We start from the raw sequence: 14,748 nt of genomic DNA on the forward strand, positions 1-14,748 counted from the left end.
GATTCCTATTAAAGCTTTTTGAATTTCAGGGTCATTCGATCGCTTTCCCCGATGGCCTTGTACTGCTCGGCCTTTTCATCACCCAAAGCTAAACGTGGTGGTAAAGTCCACACGCCTTTCGGGTGGTTGGCACTGTCCAACGGGTTGGCGTTGATTTCGCTGCTTGCAACTAATTCGAATCCAGCTTGTTTAGCAAGGTCGACGACATAGCTTTGCTTCATATAACCAGAACGTTTCTGATCTTTATCATCACGGTGTTCAGGTAAGCGGTGTTCTACCACACCCAGAATGCCACCTGGCTTCAGTGCTTTGTTAAATGACTGAAATGCCGACAGCACACCTTCGTCGCCCTGACGCATATACCAGTTGTGCACGTTACGGAAAGTCAGGACCATATCGGCGCTGCCCGCAGGCGCAATATTGGTATGCGTACCTGGTGCAAACTCGGTAATTTTGACTTCACTGAAGCGTGCATCTTCTGCCACTTTTTGTTTAAAGCCATCCAGTGAGCGCTTGAAGTAGCCTTCACTGTTTGCCGGGAAATGTGCCGCATAGAGCGTCCCCTGACCTTTAACAACGGGTGCCAGAATTTCGCTATACCAGCCACCGCCAGGGGCGATTTCAACCACGGTCATGTTTGGCTGAAGGCCAAAAAACGCCAGTGTTTGCTCCGGATTACGATACTGATCTCGAGCACGGTTATCCGCTTTGCGTTCTGCGTTTGCAACGGCAGAGGTGATCTCGCTGGATACGCCGCTGTCAGTCGTGCTGTTACAGCCGCTCAGGGCGGTCAGAATACCTGCTGCGATGATAGATTTAATGGCAAATTTCATAGTCAGTTCCTTCACTGTCATTATTGTGATTGTCTGTGAATCACAATACTGGAAATTAGCGCAAACAAAAAGCGCGAAACGGTGAAGGTTTCGCGCTCATCGATTAGTGACGGAAGTGACGCATGCCGGTGAAGACCATCGCCATGCCCGCTTCGTCGGCTGCGGCAATGACTTCTTCATCGCGCATTGAGCCGCCAGGCTGGATCACCGCAGTGATCCCGGCTTCGGCTGCAGCATCGATGCCATCGCGGAACGGGAAGAAGGCGTCAGAGGCCATGACAGAGCCTTTGACTTCCAGATTTTCATCTGCGGCTTTGATACCTGCGATCTTCGCTGAGTACACACGGCTCATTTGGCCGGCACCCACACCTATGGTCATGCCGTCGCGTGCATAGACGATTGCATTCGACTTAACGAACTTGGCTACTTTCCAGCAGAACATCAGATCTTTCAGCTCTTGCTCGGTTGGTTGGCGCTTAGACACGACTTTCAGGTCGCTCGCCTGCACCATACCCTGATCGCGGTCCTGGATCAGTACACCACCATTCACGCGCTTGATGTCGACACCGGTTGTTGCAGTTTGCCATTCACCACATTCCAGCAAGCGGACGTTTTTCTTCGCCGCAACAATCTGTGCTGCCGCATCAGAGATTTTAGGCGCGATGATTACCTCAACGAACTGACGTGAAATGATGGCTTCTGCCGTGTCAGCATCCAGTTCACGGTTGAAAGCAATGATGCCACCAAACGCGGACGTTGGATCGGTTTTGAAAGCGCGGTCATAGGCGCTCAGAATGTCTTTATCTTCTGCCACGCCACACGGGTTGGCGTGTTTAACGATCACACAAGCTGGTTCTGAGAAGCTCTTAACACACTCAAGGGCGGCATCGGTATCCGCGATGTTGTTGTAAGACAGTGCTTTACCCTGAATCTGTTTCGCAGTTGCCACTGATGCTTCTTCAATGTCATTTTCAACGTAGAAAGCCGCATCCTGATGCGAGTTTTCACCGTAGCGCATATCCTGCTTTTTGGTGAACTGCATATTGATGGTGCGCGGAAACTTAGTGTCTTTAGCAGCCTCTTCGGTATAGTCCGGGACCATTTTACCGAAGTAGTTCGCGATCATACCGTCATACTGCGCTGTGTGCTCATAAGCTGCAATCGCCAGGTCAAAGCGCGTCTTGTACTCAGTTGAGCCATTATTCGCTTTCATCTCGTTGATAACACGGTCATAGTCAGCTGCATTCACAACAATGGTCACATCTTTGTGGTTCTTCGCAGCAGCACGCACCATAGTCGGTCCGCCGATGTCGATGTTCTCAATGGCATCTTCCAGTGAGCAGTCAGCTTTTGCAACGGTTTGTGCAAAGGGGTATAAGTTGACTACGACCATATCAATGGCTGAGATGTTATTTTCTGCCATCACGCCTTCGTCCTGGCCGCGACGAGCCAAGATACCACCGTGGATTTTCGGGTGTAGGGTTTTGACCCGGCCGTCCATGATTTCCGGGTGACCGGTGTGGTCAGATACTTCAGTAACAGGAATGCCGTTCTCGGCAATGAGTTTACAGGTGCCGCCAGTTGACAGGAGTTCAACGCCTTGCTCGCTCAGAGCTCGGGCAAATTCAACGATACCGGTTTTGTCAGACACGCTCAGCAGCGCGCGACGAATTGGACGATGTATATCCATGATGGTTCAGGTTTCCTCAATGATAAGTTAAGGGCTAGCTTAGAAGTGCTGTATTTTAGCCTAACTTGGCTCAGAAAACGATTGAAAATGCGTGAGTGAGATTGAGAAAAACAGAGTTGCTTTTCGCTGTGTGTCTTTAGTTGCAGGTAAGTGTTTTGTTTGCAGCAATAATCTGCCAGAGAGCAGGGGAAACAAAAAAAGCACCCACAGGTGCTTTTTTCAGTTCTGACAGGAACAGATTAGTTCATGCCGTACTTTTTCAGTTTCTTACGTAGCGTACCACGGTTGATACCCAGTAAGATGGCAGCACGAGTCTGGTTACCACGGGTGTAAGTCATTACTTCTTCAAGTAGTGGTGCTTCAAGCTCAGAAAGAACCAACTCATAAACGTCTTGTACGTCCTGACCGTTAAGCTGTTTCAGGTAGTGGTGTACAGCTTTTTTCACTGCATCGCGAAGTGGTTGCGGTTTCTCTTGTGACTGAACATGAGCGTTAGTGATAAATGGAGAAGTCACATTTTGTTCGAACATCTTTATGTCTCTTTCTTAGTTAGCTGCTAGTGTTTCAAAATAGTGTTCTAATGTCTCGACCTGCTCAGTGGCATCGTCCAGAGCATTGAATACTCGCCTAAATTGACCTTCTTGGTCATGGGCCTGCAAATACCAGGACACATGTTTGCGTGCGATGCGTACACCCATTGGCATACCGTAGAATTGATGAAGGTTCACTAAGTGCTCCATCAAAATACTGCGAACCTCGGATAACTCCGGGGCTGCAAGCGTTTCTCCAGTACGCAAGTAATGGTCTATCTCCCGGAAAATCCAGGGACGACCTTGGGCTGCTCGACCAATCATGATGGCATCTGCGCCCGTAAATTCCAGCACCTGTTTGGCTTTTTGTGGAGAATCTATATCTCCATTGGCCACAACAGGAATGCCAACCGCCGCCTTAATCGCTTTGATCGTGGCATACTCGGCTTCGCCTTTATACATACATGCACGAGTGCGTCCATGTACGGCTAAAGAAGCGATGCCATTACGCTCGGCAATGCGGGCAATCTCAATTCCATTGCGATTTTCCGGATCCCATCCTGTGCGAATTTTCAGGGTGACCGGGACATCGACTGCGTTGACCACAGCCTGAACTATCTCTTCCACCAGTTCCGGATATTGCAATAATGCTGAGCCTGCCAGCTTTTTATTCACTTTCTTAGCGGGGCAGCCCATATTGATATCTATGATCTGCGCGCCATTGCTGACATTGAACTGTGCGGCCTGTGCCATCAACTCGGGATCTGCCCCGGCAATTTGCACAGAACGGATACCCGACTCACCACTGTGATCCATGCGGTTCATCGACTTATCGGTTTTCCATACCTTAGGATTTGAAGACAACATTTCTGACACCGCCAGTCCAGCACCTAAGCGCCGACATAATTGTCTGAAAGGTCTGTCGGTGATCCCCGCCATTGGCGCGACCATTAAGTTGTTTTCAAGTTGGTAAGGACCAATACGCACTGCAGTTCAATCCGCCTCTTTTCAAGGGGCGCTAAGTTTACGGCTTTTTTTGCAAAAATCAAAGGCTATAAATTGAACATAAGTGCTTTTTTTTTGAGCTTGACGGGTTGACTTTTTATAACAAACTGACTGAAGGTCAGAATTGCTTTAAAATTAACCGCTTTTCATTTTGATGAGGTGAAGAGAGCACTGTAAAAAATGCGTAAAGCCTGTTAACTAAGGGCTTTACGCGTGATAAGGCACTAACCTTTTTTTCCGCTCACTCGGGTCCATTCACCTTGCTGAGCAATGGCGTCAAGTGCAAGGAAAGGGGCATAGACATCGGCAACCGATTGCGCCTGTTCTTCCAGAATGCCTGACATGGCAATTTCACCGTCTGGTTTGAGGAATCCGAGGATCACCTCATGGAGCTCTCTGAGCGGCTGTGCCAGGATATTTGCGACTACAATATCCGCAGAAAACTCGGGTTGGTTCTCAGGTAAATACACTTCCAGCTGATCGGCTACGCCATTGCGTGCAGCATTGTCTCGGCTGGCAACCAAAGCCTGTGGATCGATGTCGATGCCGATCACCCGTTCAGCGCCCAGTTTGATCGCTGCGATCCCCAGGATCCCTGAACCACAACCAAAGTCGACCACGGTTTTGCCACTGAGGTCCTGTTGCTCCAGCCATTTCAGACATAACGCGGTGGTGGCATGGGTACCTGTGCCGAAGGCGAGGCCTGGGTCAAGTAGCACATTGACAGCGTCCGGATCCGGTACATCGCGCCAGCTAGGACAGATCCACAAGCGCTCACCAAATTTAATGGGGTGGAAGTTATCCATCCACTCTCGTTCCCAGTCTTTGTCTTCGAGTTGTTCCAGCTTATATTTGAGCGGCTGATCACTGGCTGTTTTTAAATAATCAACCACAGCCTGCATATCGTGATTCGCTTCAAACAAACCAATGACTATGGTCTGTGGCCATAACAGGACTTCACCAGGCTTAGGCTCGTATATGGGGTTATCTTGTCCGTCAATATAGGTGACAGACGGGCAGCCGATTTCCATCAACAGATCGCTGTAATGGTCGGCACTGGTTTTATCGGCATCAATGCGGATCTGGATCCAAGCCATAGTTCTTACCTATTTCTAAATTGGGTCTATCGATCCCAGAGTAAACTAAAAAGGCCGCAAATGCGGCCTTTAATGATTCTGAATGAGCGTTTAGCCTTTTACATCCAGGAAGCTCTTAAGTAAGTCTGAGCGTGAAGGGTGGCGCAGCTTACGCAAAGCCTTCGCTTCAATCTGACGGATACGTTCACGTGTCACGTCAAATTGCTTACCTACTTCTTCCAGAGTATGGTCGGTGTTCATGTCGATACCGAAACGCATGCGTAGTACCTTGGCCTCACGTGCCGTCAGGCCAGCAAGTACTTCATTGGTGGCACCACGTAAGCTTTCCATTGTGGCTGAATCCACTGGCGATTCAATCGTCGTGTCTTCAATGAAATCACCCAGATGCGAATCTTCATCATCACCGATTGGTGTTTCCATGGAGATAGGCTCTTTGGCAATTTTCAGCACTTTACGGATCTTATCTTCTGGCATCATCATGCGCTCTGCCAGCTCTTCCGGGCTGGGTTCACGACCCATTTCCTGTAGCATCTGACGAGAGATACGATTCAACTTGTTGATCGTTTCAATCATGTGTACCGGAATACGGATAGTACGCGCCTGATCCGCAATTGAGCGGGTAATTGCCTGACGGATCCACCAGGTTGCATAAGTCGAGAACTTGTAACCACGGCGGTATTCGAATTTATCAACCGCTTTCATCAGACCTATGTTACCTTCCTGGATCAGATCCAAGAATTGCAGGCCACGATTGGTGTACTTTTTGGCAATGGAGATAACCAGACGTAAGTTGGCTTCAACCATCTCTTTTTTCGCACGACGGGCTTTCGCTTCACCAATGCTCATACGGCGGTTGATGTCTTTAATACGCTCAATGCTTAGGCCTGTGCTTTCTTCAATGGCCGTCAGTTTATTCACGCAGCGCTCGATCTCAGGCTTAACTTGTGCCAGCTTAGCTGAGTGTTTGTCACCTGCGGCAATTTCTGCATCGACCCAGGCCATATCGGTTTCATTGTTGGCGAAGTGCTTGATGAAGGTTTTCTTCGGCAGCTTTGCAATCTGAACAGCTTGCTTCATGATGATACGTTCTTGTACACGAACGCGATCCATCATGTCACGCATGTTATTTACCATGCGGTCAAACTGTTTTGGAACCAGCTTGAACTTACGGAACAGCTCGCCAATCTCGGCGATGGCCGCTTGAGAATCCGGGTGTGCACGACCTTTTACTTCAAAACACTTACGTGCATTGTTGTACAGGGTTCTTAATTCTTCGAAGTGCTCGCGCGCAATTTCAGGATCCGGGCCAGTATCAGCGTCTTCCGAATCGTCGTCGTCTTCATCGCCATCATCGTCTTCATCGTCGAGATCTTCTTCGCTCAGCTCTGAACCGATGTGCGTTGCTGAAATGGGGGCTTCATCGTCTTCCAACGAATCAAAGAAACCAGTTACGATGTCGCTCAGGCGCATCTCCTCGGCTTCGTATTTGTCCCATTGCTCCAGTAAGTAAGTAATGGCTTCAGGATACTCGGCAACCGAGATCTGAACCTGATTAATCCCTTCTTCAATGCGTTTAGCGATTAAAATTTCGCCTTCACGCGTCAGCAGTTCAACCGTGCCCATTTCACGCATATACATGCGTACTGGATCTGTAGTCCTGCCGATTTCTTTTTCTACCGTTGCCAATGCGGCAGCCGCTGCTTCGGCTGCATCCTCGTCGGTCGTGGTTTCCTGCATCATCAGTTCGTCGACATCCGGTGCAGACTCTGCTACCTGGATACCCATATCATTGATCATGCTAATGATATCTTCTACTTGATCCGAATCTATGATGTCTTGTGGAAGATGATCGTTAACTTCTGCAAAAGTTAAGTAACCTTGCTCTTTACCTTTCTGAATCAGAAGTTTGAGTTGTGACTGAGGAGATTGATCCATAGAGATTATTGCTTCCACTCTGATAAAGTTGTTACAACGGGCGTCAGCTAAAAACCACACTATTTTGGTTGACGCAGTGAATAGAACATTATAACAGCAAAAATTATTATTGACCAGTTCTTCGCGCACCTAACGCTTGGGTCAGAAGCGCGCATTCCAGTCGTTCATCGCTGTTTAAGCCTTCGGTTTTGTCTTTTATTAATAAGGTCTCAAGGCGCAAATTTAAACACTGGTCTTCAATAAACTGAAAAGTATTTTTAAATTCATCAACCAGCTTTTCTTCATCTATATTGTGCTGCCAGGTTGCCAGTTTGTTCAGCGCTGAGTATTCAGGCGTGTCCCGAAAAGCTTCAAGAATATGCGCGGTGGTATAATCGGGGCGCGATAAACAGGTCGCCTGCAAAGTCAGGAACAGGCGCATGCCGGGCAAGGGCAATTCTGCCAGTTCGGGTAAGTGCTCAACGACAGATGCCAGACTCGGGTGTTGCAATAACAGACCTATGGCCCGACGCATTGGTGTCACTTTAAACTTGCGCTCAATGGCATGTTGTTTTCGTGGCGTCGCCAGTTTGGCACTCAGTTGCTCACGGGTGCGACCGATCAGGCGTGCCAGCGTACTCAGCAACGACTCCTGGTAATACTCACTCGGTATTTTTTCAATTAATGGCAGCGCTTCACTGAGCAGTTTAGCTTTGCCGGCATCCGTGGTTAAATCGCATTGCTCCGATAGCCGGGCAAACAGCACTTTACTGTAGTCTTCGGCGTCTTTCAGTCGCTGCTCAAAAGCATCTTTGCCTTCTTTTTGTACTAAGGAATCCGGGTCTTCACCATCCGGAAGAAACACAAAACGCAGCGACTTACCGTCTTTCAGATTGGGCAGGGCATGCTCCAACGCACGCCAGGCGGCATCTTTACCGGCCCGGTCGCCATCGTAACAACAAATAACCTGATCGGTGTTACGGAACAAGGTCTGCATATGCTCTGCTGTAGTGGCAGTGCCCAGTGCGGCAACCGCATAATCGATGCCATACTCCGAGAGGGCTACGACGTCCATATAGCCTTCGACTATCAACACTTGTGCCAGCTGGCGATGGGCCTGCTTGGCTTCATAAAAGCCGTATAACTCAAAGCTTTTATGGAAGATTCGGGTTTCCGGCGAGTTGAGATATTTTGGTCCCTGATCTTGCCCCATGACTCGGCCACCGAAGGCGATCACCCGACCGCGTTTATCACGGATGGGGAACATCAGTCTATCGCGAAAAAAGTCAAACTGACGCCCCGGTGACTTTTCTGTCGCGAGTTTCAATTCAACCAGCTGCTGACGCTGAGCCGGGTTGCGTGCCAGCGTGCGGATCAGCTGATCCCACTCGGGCGGCGCAAAGCCCATCTGAAATTTATCGATGGTTTGCTGGGACAAACCACGTCCAGAAATATAGGCTTTAACCTCTGCGGATTTCTGATGCTGATTAAGTTGCTGCTGATAAAAGCGCGCAGTTTGCTGCATCAGATCGTAGTCGGACTTTTTCTCTTCGAAGCTACGTTGTGGTCCACCCAGGCCTTGCTCTCGGGGGATCTCCAGGCTGAATTGTCCCGCCAGTTCTTCGATGGCATCGACAAATTCCAGCTTATCGTATTCCATTAAAAAGGAGATAGCGTTGCCATTGGCACCGCAGCCAAAGCAGTGATAAAACTGCTTGTCACGAGAGACGGTGAAAGAGGGAGATTTCTCGTTATGAAAAGGGCAGCAGGCCTGATAATCTTTGCCGGCTTTTTTCAGACCGATGCGGTTATCGATTAATTCAACGATGTCAGTTCTGGCCAACAGGTCGTCAATAAATTGTCTTGGAATTTTTCCTGCCATTTTTACCCTATCGCTTAGACGAAGAAACCGAGCGCTAGGCTCGGTTTACTTATAATCATACTTGATGCGGGGCTTATGCGCTAAGCTTCTGTTTAATTAAACCTGAAACTTTGCCCATATCAGCGCGACCTTCAGCTTTTGCTTTAATCACGCCCATAACTTTGCCCATGTCCTGCATGCCAGCGGCGCCGGTATCGGCGATTGCAGAATCGATCAATGTTGCTATCTCTTCTTCGCTCAAAGGTTGAGGTAAGAAGGACTCCAGCACAGTGATCTCACCAGCTTCTACGTCGGCTAAGTCTTCGCGGCCAGCGTCTTTATACTGAGTATAAGAATCGCGGCGTTGTTTTACCAGCTTCACTAAAACGGAGGTAATACCTGCGTCGTCCAGTGTCGTTTGGTTATCGATTTCTCGTTGCTTAACTTCAGCAAGGGCAGCACGAATAGCAGTAAGACGAGGTTTGTCTTTGGCTTTCATGGCTGCTTTTTGCGCGTCTTTTAACGTAGCTAACAGGCTCATATGCAAGACTCGCAGTGATTAGTATAATTTAACGCGACGTGCGTTTTCGCGAGAAAGCTTTTTCATGTGACGCTTTACAGCAGCTGCTTTCTTGCGCTTACGCTCAGCTGTTGGCTTTTCATAGTGCTCGCGACGACGAACTTCTGAAAGGATACCTGCTTTTTCACATGAACGCTTGAAACGACGAAGTGCTACGTCAAACGGTTCGTTCTCTCTTACTTTAATTACTGGCATTAAAAATTCACCTACCTAATTAGTGAGCTTTGCTCTAACCGACCAAAAAACGGTCAATTGGTTCAAAAATGGTGCGGTATTGTAAGCCGAAGCATCACCGCATGTAAAGACCAAATTATAGTTAAAATTGCAGCAACTGTCATGCCTAAAGCCCGACACGGGGTTGAACACCAGCATTTGTACTAAACGGCCTATTATTTCAGCTGTTTAGCCTTGCTGTTGTCGAATAGTTAAGTGCGTTGGAAGAGTCGACAACAAACCTGACCCGCCAACTTTTCTTTTAAGATGGTCCAGTTTTCGGGGAATGTGGGTGTACTTTCGCGTTCAAACTCGACATAAACCAGAGCATCTTCACTCAGCCAGTGATTGGCTTCGAGTAAAGCACAGCTGGTTTGCACCATATCGCGCCTGAACGGCGGATCAACAAAAACCAGATCATAAGCCTGTGGCGCCTCTGTGGCTAGTCTGGCCAAGGTATCGCCATGTTCGACCTGAGCATTATCCAGCTTGAGGGTAACAATATTCTGTTGCAGCTGCTGGGCAACTTGTTTGTCGAATTCAAAAAAGGTAGCACTGTGCGCAAATCGCGATAAAGCCTCAAACCCCAGGCTACCAGAACCTGCAAAGCAATCTAATACTTTGGCATTTCTGACATCCTGCATCAGCCAATTGAACAGGGTTTCTTTTACTCTGTCGGTGGTTGGTCTGAGCCCTTCAACGTCTTTGACAGGTAATTTACGACCCCGAAATCGGCCACTGATCACACGAATATGTCCTGACACTGGCTTTTTTGATTGTTGCTTTCTCATTTTTTACCAACTGCGTGCAAAATATGACGCTCATTATACCGCATCGGGGCAGGAGTATAGCAAGATTTATTGCTGCCTGATGCCGTTATCAGACAGATATCATTAAGCTGTGATTTTTCATCCTATTGGAACATGGTACACTGTCGTCCCAACAATGACAGAGCTTGTTATCAGCCATGTACATGGCCTGTCAGGTCTTCCACCAGAGCGCTCATGCGCATGGATTATCTGCGCCAATAAGTTCTCACTAATTTGATTACACACTAAAACGGTATTTAGCGAGTTATGGGTAAAAAGAGCAAAATTCTATCCTGGTTAGGGTTCGGAAAATCAGACAAAAAACAGCAAGAAGCTGAACGAGAAGCCGCTCGCTTGGCCGAAGAGCAGGCTGCGCGAGAAGAAGCGGAGCGTTTGGCAAAAGAGCAGGCGGAACGTGAAGAAGCCGAGCGCTTAGCCAAAGAACAGGCGGAACGTGAAGAAGCTGCGCGTGTAGCCAAAGAGCAGGCAGAACGTGAAGAAGCAGCGCGTGTAGCCAAAGAACAGGCGGAACGTGAAGAAGCCGAGCGTTTAGCCAAAGAACAGGCGGAACGTGAAGAAGCCGAGCGCTTGGCGAAAGAACAGGAGGAACGTGAGGAAGCAGCGCGTTTAGCGAAAGAACAAGCGGAACGTGAAGAAGCTGCACGTTTAGCCAAAGAGCAGGCGGAACGAGAGGAAGCAGATCGTGTAGCCAAAGAGCAGGCGGAACGTGAAGAAGCTGCGCGTTTAGCCAAAGAGCAGGCGGAACGAGAGGAAGCAGATCGTGTAGCCAAAGAGCTGGCGGAAAGTGAAGAAGCTGCACGTTTAGCCAAAGAGCAGGCGGAACGTGAAGAAACCGCGCGTGTAGCCAAAGAGCAGGCGGAACGTGAAGAAGCCGCGCGTTTAGCCAAAGAGCAGGCGGAACGTGAAGAAGCCGCGCGTGTAGCCAAAGAGCAGGCGGAGCGTGAAGAAGCAGCGCGTTTAGCGAAAGAGCAGGCGGAGCGTGAAGAAGCAGCGCGTTTAGCGAAAGAGCAGGCGGAACGTGAAGAAGCCGCGCGTTTAGCCAAAGAACAGGCAGAACGTGAAGAAGCAGCGCGTGTAGCCAAAGAACAGGCGGAACGTGAAGAAGCAGCGCGTTTAGCCAAAGAACAGGCAGAACGTGAAGAAGCCGCGCGTGTAGCCAAAGAGCAGGCGGAACGTGAAGAAGCAGCGCGTTTAGCGAAAGAGCAGGCGGAACGTGAAGAAGCAGCGCGTTTAGCCAAAGAACAGGCAGAACGTGAAGAAGCAGCGCGTTTAGCGAAAGAACAAGCGGAACGTGAAGAAGCCGAGCGCTTAGCGAAAGAGCAGGCGGAACGTGAAGAAGCAGAGCGTTTAGCCAAAGAACAGGCAGAACGTGAAGAAGCAGAGCGTTTAGCCAAAGAGCAGGCGGAACGTGAAGAAGCCGAGCGTCAGGCTCAGGAACAAGAGAAGCCTAAAAAGAAAGGGTTCTTTGCACGTCTGAAGCAGGGCTTGTTAAAAACCAAGACCAACATAGGCTCCGGCTTTGCCAATATTTTCCGTGGCAAGAAGATCGACGATGAGTTGTTCGAAGATCTTGAAACACAGTTACTGACGGCGGACATAGGCGTTGATACCACCATGAAGCTGATCGACAACCTGACCGATGCGGCAGATCGTAAACAGCTGAAAGACGGTGATGCCCTTTATGACCTGATGAAACAGGAAATGGCAGACATTCTGAAAGATGCTGAAAAGCCACTTGAGATCCCGGCCAATAAAAAGCCATTTGTGATCCTGATGGTAGGGGTTAATGGTGTTGGTAAAACCACCACAATCGGTAAGATGGCTAAACAGTTCCAGGCTCAGGGTAAGTCTGTGATGCTGGCTGCGGGTGATACCTTCCGGGCAGCAGCTGTTGAGCAGTTGCAGGTATGGGGTGAGCGTAACGATATTCCCGTGATAGCTCAGCATACCGGTGCGGACAGTGCCTCGGTGGTATTTGACGCTTTCCAGGCGGCACAAGCACGTGATGTCGATGTATTAATTGCAGATACCGCAGGCCGCCTGCAAAATAAAGATAACCTGATGCAGGAGCTTGAAAAAATTGCACGGGTTATGAAGAAGCTGGATCCGGATGCGCCACACGAAGTGATGCTCACTATCGATGCCGGCACAGGCCAAAATGCGATTAGTCAGGTGAAACTATTTGATCAGGCTGTGGGTCTGACTGGCATTACCCTGACTAAGCTGGATGGCACGGCAAAGGGGGGGGTGATCTTTGCGGTTGCAGATCAATTTAAGGTACCTATCCGTTATATTGGTGTAGGCGAAAGTATTGACGATCTGAGAACATTTAAGAGCGATGACTTTATCGAAGCACTTTTTAGTCAGGATAATGAAAGCTAATAACCAAGTGCTGTTCTGATCCCGCTGGTCGGGATCAGGTAAATCGGAAGCAGTATAACGAAAGCAGGGCAGGCAATGATCAAGTTTGAGCAAGTCAGTAAAACTTACCCCGGAGGCCACCGGGCGCTGGAAAAGGTCAGTTTTGAACTCGCCAAAGGTGAGCTGGCATTTCTGACCGGTCACAGTGGTGCGGGCAAGAGTACCCTGCTTAAATTGATCAGCCTGATGGAACGCCCGTCTGCAGGGCGTGTCGCTATCAATGGCGTCGATCTGAATCAAATCAAAAATAGCCAGGTGCCTTATATTCGCCGCGACATTGGCATCATATTCCAGAACCATCGCTTGCTGGAGCGCTATAACGTATTTGATAATGTGGCACTGCCTTTAGTTATAGAAGGCACACATCACAAACATATGACCAAGCGCGTCCATGCCGCGCTGGATAAGGTTGGTCTGCTGGATAAAGTAAAGTGTCAGCCGAGCACTTTGTCCGGTGGTGAGCAGCAGCGAGTGGGTATTGCACGAGCGATTGTGAATTCACCCCCTTTATTACTGGCAGATGAGCCGACCGGTAACCTGGACCCTGAATTGTCGATGGAAATTCTCAGATTGTTTGAAGACTTCAACCGCCATGGTACGTCGGTTATGATTGCCACCCACGATCTGGGGTTGATCGCACGGATGAAATATCGCAGCCTGACCCTGGACCACGGCCGCTTGATTCAGGATCCTTTGTTAGGGTCTTCGCTGCCGGGAGACACGCTATGAGTTTATTGTTCAAAGGCCGCGGCTCGCAAAACGACAAGCAAAGCAAATCAGTGATCCTGAAGTGTTACTTCTTCATTATTACTATCCTGCGTCAGGGCGTGCACAGTTTAGGCGAAATGTGGCGCACACCCATGGCGTCGATGATGACCATTCTGGTGTTAGGTTTGAGTCTGACACTACCCACCACACTTTATGTGGTGGTCAAGAATGTTCAGAAAGTCAGTAGCGGTTTTCAGGAGGCAGCAGAGATTTCTTTGTTCGTCAAAGAAACCGTGAGTGAGCAGGCGACGCAAACTCTGGTTAAACGATTAGCGCTGTACACTGAAATCGAAACTGTCAGTTTCATAGGCAAAGATAAGGCGTTGGCAGAGTTCAAATCTATTTCCGGGTTCGGCCAGGCACTGGATTATCTCGAAGAAAACCCGTTGCCTAGTGTGGTCCTCGTGACACCGACGGTACGCCATCGCAGTGCGCAGGCGGCTAATGCTTTGCTAAATAAACTTGAGCAGGAAAGAGAAATTGAGTTTGGCAAACTGGATATTGAGTGGCTTGAACGCCTTAATGCCTTACTCAGCCTGCTTAAAGAAAGCGTGATTACCATTGGTCTGTTATTGCTTACCGCAGTTGTGTTGATCATCGGTAACACTATCCGTCTGTCTATTATGGATAAAAAAGAAGAGATCCAGGTGCTTAAACTCGTGGGCGCAACGAACACCTTTATTCATACCCCATTTTTGTGGACTGGGATCTGGTATGGCATTATTGGCGGCCTGATTGCGTTTATCTGCGTTATGCTGATGTTATGGTGGCTTGAGTCTGCGGTTGCTATGGTTGTTGGGGTATATCAGAGTAACTTCGTATTGCAGGGCTTATCGGGAAGCGAACTGATGTGTTTGCTGCTTCTGGCTGTTGCCCTCGGCTTTGTCGGTTCCTTTCTATCGGTACAGAAGTACATAAAGGACATTGAACCTGATAAGGTTTAGCACCCGGGCAGCACGCCCGCTGAAATAATTGAGTGCTAATTTGAGTTTGGGCTTAGCACTCT

The 14,748-nt window shown here is 48.9% G+C and carries 13 protein-coding genes; 3 read left to right on the forward strand and 10 right to left on the reverse strand.

Annotated features, from left to right (window positions below; genetic code table 11):
- Nucleotides 1–8: 8 nt before the first annotated feature.
- From NH568_RS06390 to rsmD, 10 genes are all read right to left on the reverse strand, one after another.
- Entirely contained in the window at nucleotides 9–833 is an 825-nt protein-coding gene (locus NH568_RS06390; RefSeq protein ID WP_253045805.1) for a methyltransferase, read from the reverse strand.
- A gap of 103 nt (nucleotides 834–936) precedes the next feature.
- Nucleotides 937–2,523, reverse strand: a complete 1,587-nt coding sequence (purH, locus tag NH568_RS06395) for a bifunctional phosphoribosylaminoimidazolecarboxamide formyltransferase/IMP cyclohydrolase (RefSeq protein WP_253045810.1) — start codon at nucleotides 2,521–2,523, stop codon at nucleotides 937–939.
- 239 nt (nucleotides 2,524–2,762) lie between these two features.
- Nucleotides 2,763–3,053, reverse strand: coding sequence for a DNA-binding transcriptional regulator Fis (gene fis / locus NH568_RS06400; RefSeq protein WP_010374122.1), 291 nt, complete (start codon nucleotides 3,051–3,053; stop codon nucleotides 2,763–2,765).
- Nucleotides 3,054–3,068: 15 nt separating this feature from the next.
- Nucleotides 3,069–4,040, reverse strand: a complete 972-nt coding sequence (dusB, locus tag NH568_RS06405; RefSeq protein WP_138544549.1) for a tRNA dihydrouridine synthase DusB — start codon at nucleotides 4,038–4,040, stop codon at nucleotides 3,069–3,071.
- A 242-nt stretch (nucleotides 4,041–4,282) separates the two neighbouring features.
- Entirely contained in the window at nucleotides 4,283–5,155 is an 873-nt protein-coding gene (gene prmA / locus NH568_RS06410) for a 50S ribosomal protein L11 methyltransferase (protein ID WP_253045813.1), read from the reverse strand.
- A gap of 90 nt (nucleotides 5,156–5,245) precedes the next feature.
- On the reverse strand, nucleotides 5,246–7,090 hold the full coding sequence (gene rpoD, locus NH568_RS06415; protein WP_253045815.1) for an RNA polymerase sigma factor RpoD: 1,845 nt from the start codon (nucleotides 7,088–7,090) through the stop codon (nucleotides 5,246–5,248).
- A gap of 106 nt (nucleotides 7,091–7,196) precedes the next feature.
- Nucleotides 7,197–8,951: a DNA primase gene (dnaG, locus tag NH568_RS06420; protein WP_253045819.1), complete on the reverse strand. Its 1,755-nt coding sequence runs from the start codon at nucleotides 8,949–8,951 to the stop codon at nucleotides 7,197–7,199.
- Nucleotides 8,952–9,024: 73 nt separating this feature from the next.
- Nucleotides 9,025–9,471 carry a GatB/YqeY domain-containing protein gene (locus tag NH568_RS06425; protein WP_046004287.1) on the reverse strand — a complete coding sequence of 149 codons (447 nt, stop codon included), beginning with the start codon at nucleotides 9,469–9,471 and terminating at the stop codon, nucleotides 9,025–9,027.
- Nucleotides 9,472–9,489: 18 nt separating this feature from the next.
- Entirely contained in the window at nucleotides 9,490–9,705 is a 216-nt protein-coding gene (rpsU, locus tag NH568_RS06430; protein WP_010362466.1) for a 30S ribosomal protein S21, read from the reverse strand.
- Nucleotides 9,706–9,935: 230 nt separating this feature from the next.
- Entirely contained in the window at nucleotides 9,936–10,514 is a 579-nt protein-coding gene (gene rsmD / locus NH568_RS06435; RefSeq protein ID WP_253045823.1) for a 16S rRNA (guanine(966)-N(2))-methyltransferase RsmD, read from the reverse strand.
- A 285-nt stretch (nucleotides 10,515–10,799) separates the two neighbouring features.
- Between rsmD and ftsY the strand changes: the two genes are divergently transcribed.
- From ftsY to ftsX, 3 genes are all read left to right on the forward strand, one after another.
- Complete coding sequence (ftsY, locus tag NH568_RS06440; protein ID WP_253045827.1) at nucleotides 10,800–12,935, forward strand: signal recognition particle-docking protein FtsY; 2,136 nt, start codon at nucleotides 10,800–10,802, stop codon at nucleotides 12,933–12,935.
- Nucleotides 12,936–13,010: 75 nt separating this feature from the next.
- Complete coding sequence (ftsE, locus tag NH568_RS06445) at nucleotides 13,011–13,703, forward strand: cell division ATP-binding protein FtsE (RefSeq protein ID WP_253045831.1); 693 nt, start codon at nucleotides 13,011–13,013, stop codon at nucleotides 13,701–13,703.
- Nucleotides 13,700–14,686 (forward strand): permease-like cell division protein FtsX, encoded by a 987-nt coding sequence (ftsX, locus tag NH568_RS06450; protein ID WP_253045834.1) that lies wholly within the window; start codon nucleotides 13,700–13,702, stop codon nucleotides 14,684–14,686. Before ftsE ends, ftsX begins: the two co-directional genes overlap by 4 nt.
- Nucleotides 14,687–14,748: the final 62 nt, after the last annotated feature.

It is taken from the genome of Pseudoalteromonas sp. XMcav2-N (assembly GCF_024124545.1).
GTDB lineage: Bacteria > Pseudomonadota > Gammaproteobacteria > Enterobacterales > Alteromonadaceae > Pseudoalteromonas.

Excerpts from the sequence above, each read along its gene's own strand:
- NH568_RS06390 (WP_253045805.1), bottom strand. The coding sequence starts at position 833 with ATGAAATTTGCCATTAAATCTATCATCGCAGCAGGTATTCTGACCGCC.
- purH (WP_253045810.1), bottom strand. The coding sequence starts at position 2,523 with ATGGATATACATCGTCCAATTCGTCGCGCGCTGCTGAGCGTGTCTGAC.
- fis (WP_010374122.1), bottom strand. The coding sequence starts at position 3,053 with ATGTTCGAACAAAATGTGACTTCTCCATTTATCACTAACGCTCATGTT.
- prmA (WP_253045813.1), bottom strand. The coding sequence starts at position 5,155 with ATGGCTTGGATCCAGATCCGCATTGATGCCGATAAAACCAGTGCCGAC.
- rpoD (WP_253045815.1), bottom strand. The coding sequence starts at position 7,090 with ATGGATCAATCTCCTCAGTCACAACTCAAACTTCTGATTCAGAAAGGT.
- dnaG (WP_253045819.1), bottom strand. The coding sequence starts at position 8,951 with ATGGCAGGAAAAATTCCAAGACAATTTATTGACGACCTGTTGGCCAGA.
- NH568_RS06425 (WP_046004287.1), bottom strand. The coding sequence starts at position 9,471 with ATGAGCCTGTTAGCTACGTTAAAAGACGCGCAAAAAGCAGCCATGAAA.
- rpsU (WP_010362466.1), bottom strand. The coding sequence starts at position 9,705 with ATGCCAGTAATTAAAGTAAGAGAGAACGAACCGTTTGACGTAGCACTT.
- rsmD (WP_253045823.1), bottom strand. The coding sequence starts at position 10,514 with ATGAGAAAGCAACAATCAAAAAAGCCAGTGTCAGGACATATTCGTGTG.
- ftsY (WP_253045827.1), top strand. The coding sequence starts at position 10,800 with ATGGGTAAAAAGAGCAAAATTCTATCCTGGTTAGGGTTCGGAAAATCA.
- ftsE (WP_253045831.1), top strand. The coding sequence starts at position 13,011 with ATGATCAAGTTTGAGCAAGTCAGTAAAACTTACCCCGGAGGCCACCGG.
- ftsX (WP_253045834.1), top strand. The coding sequence starts at position 13,700 with ATGAGTTTATTGTTCAAAGGCCGCGGCTCGCAAAACGACAAGCAAAGC.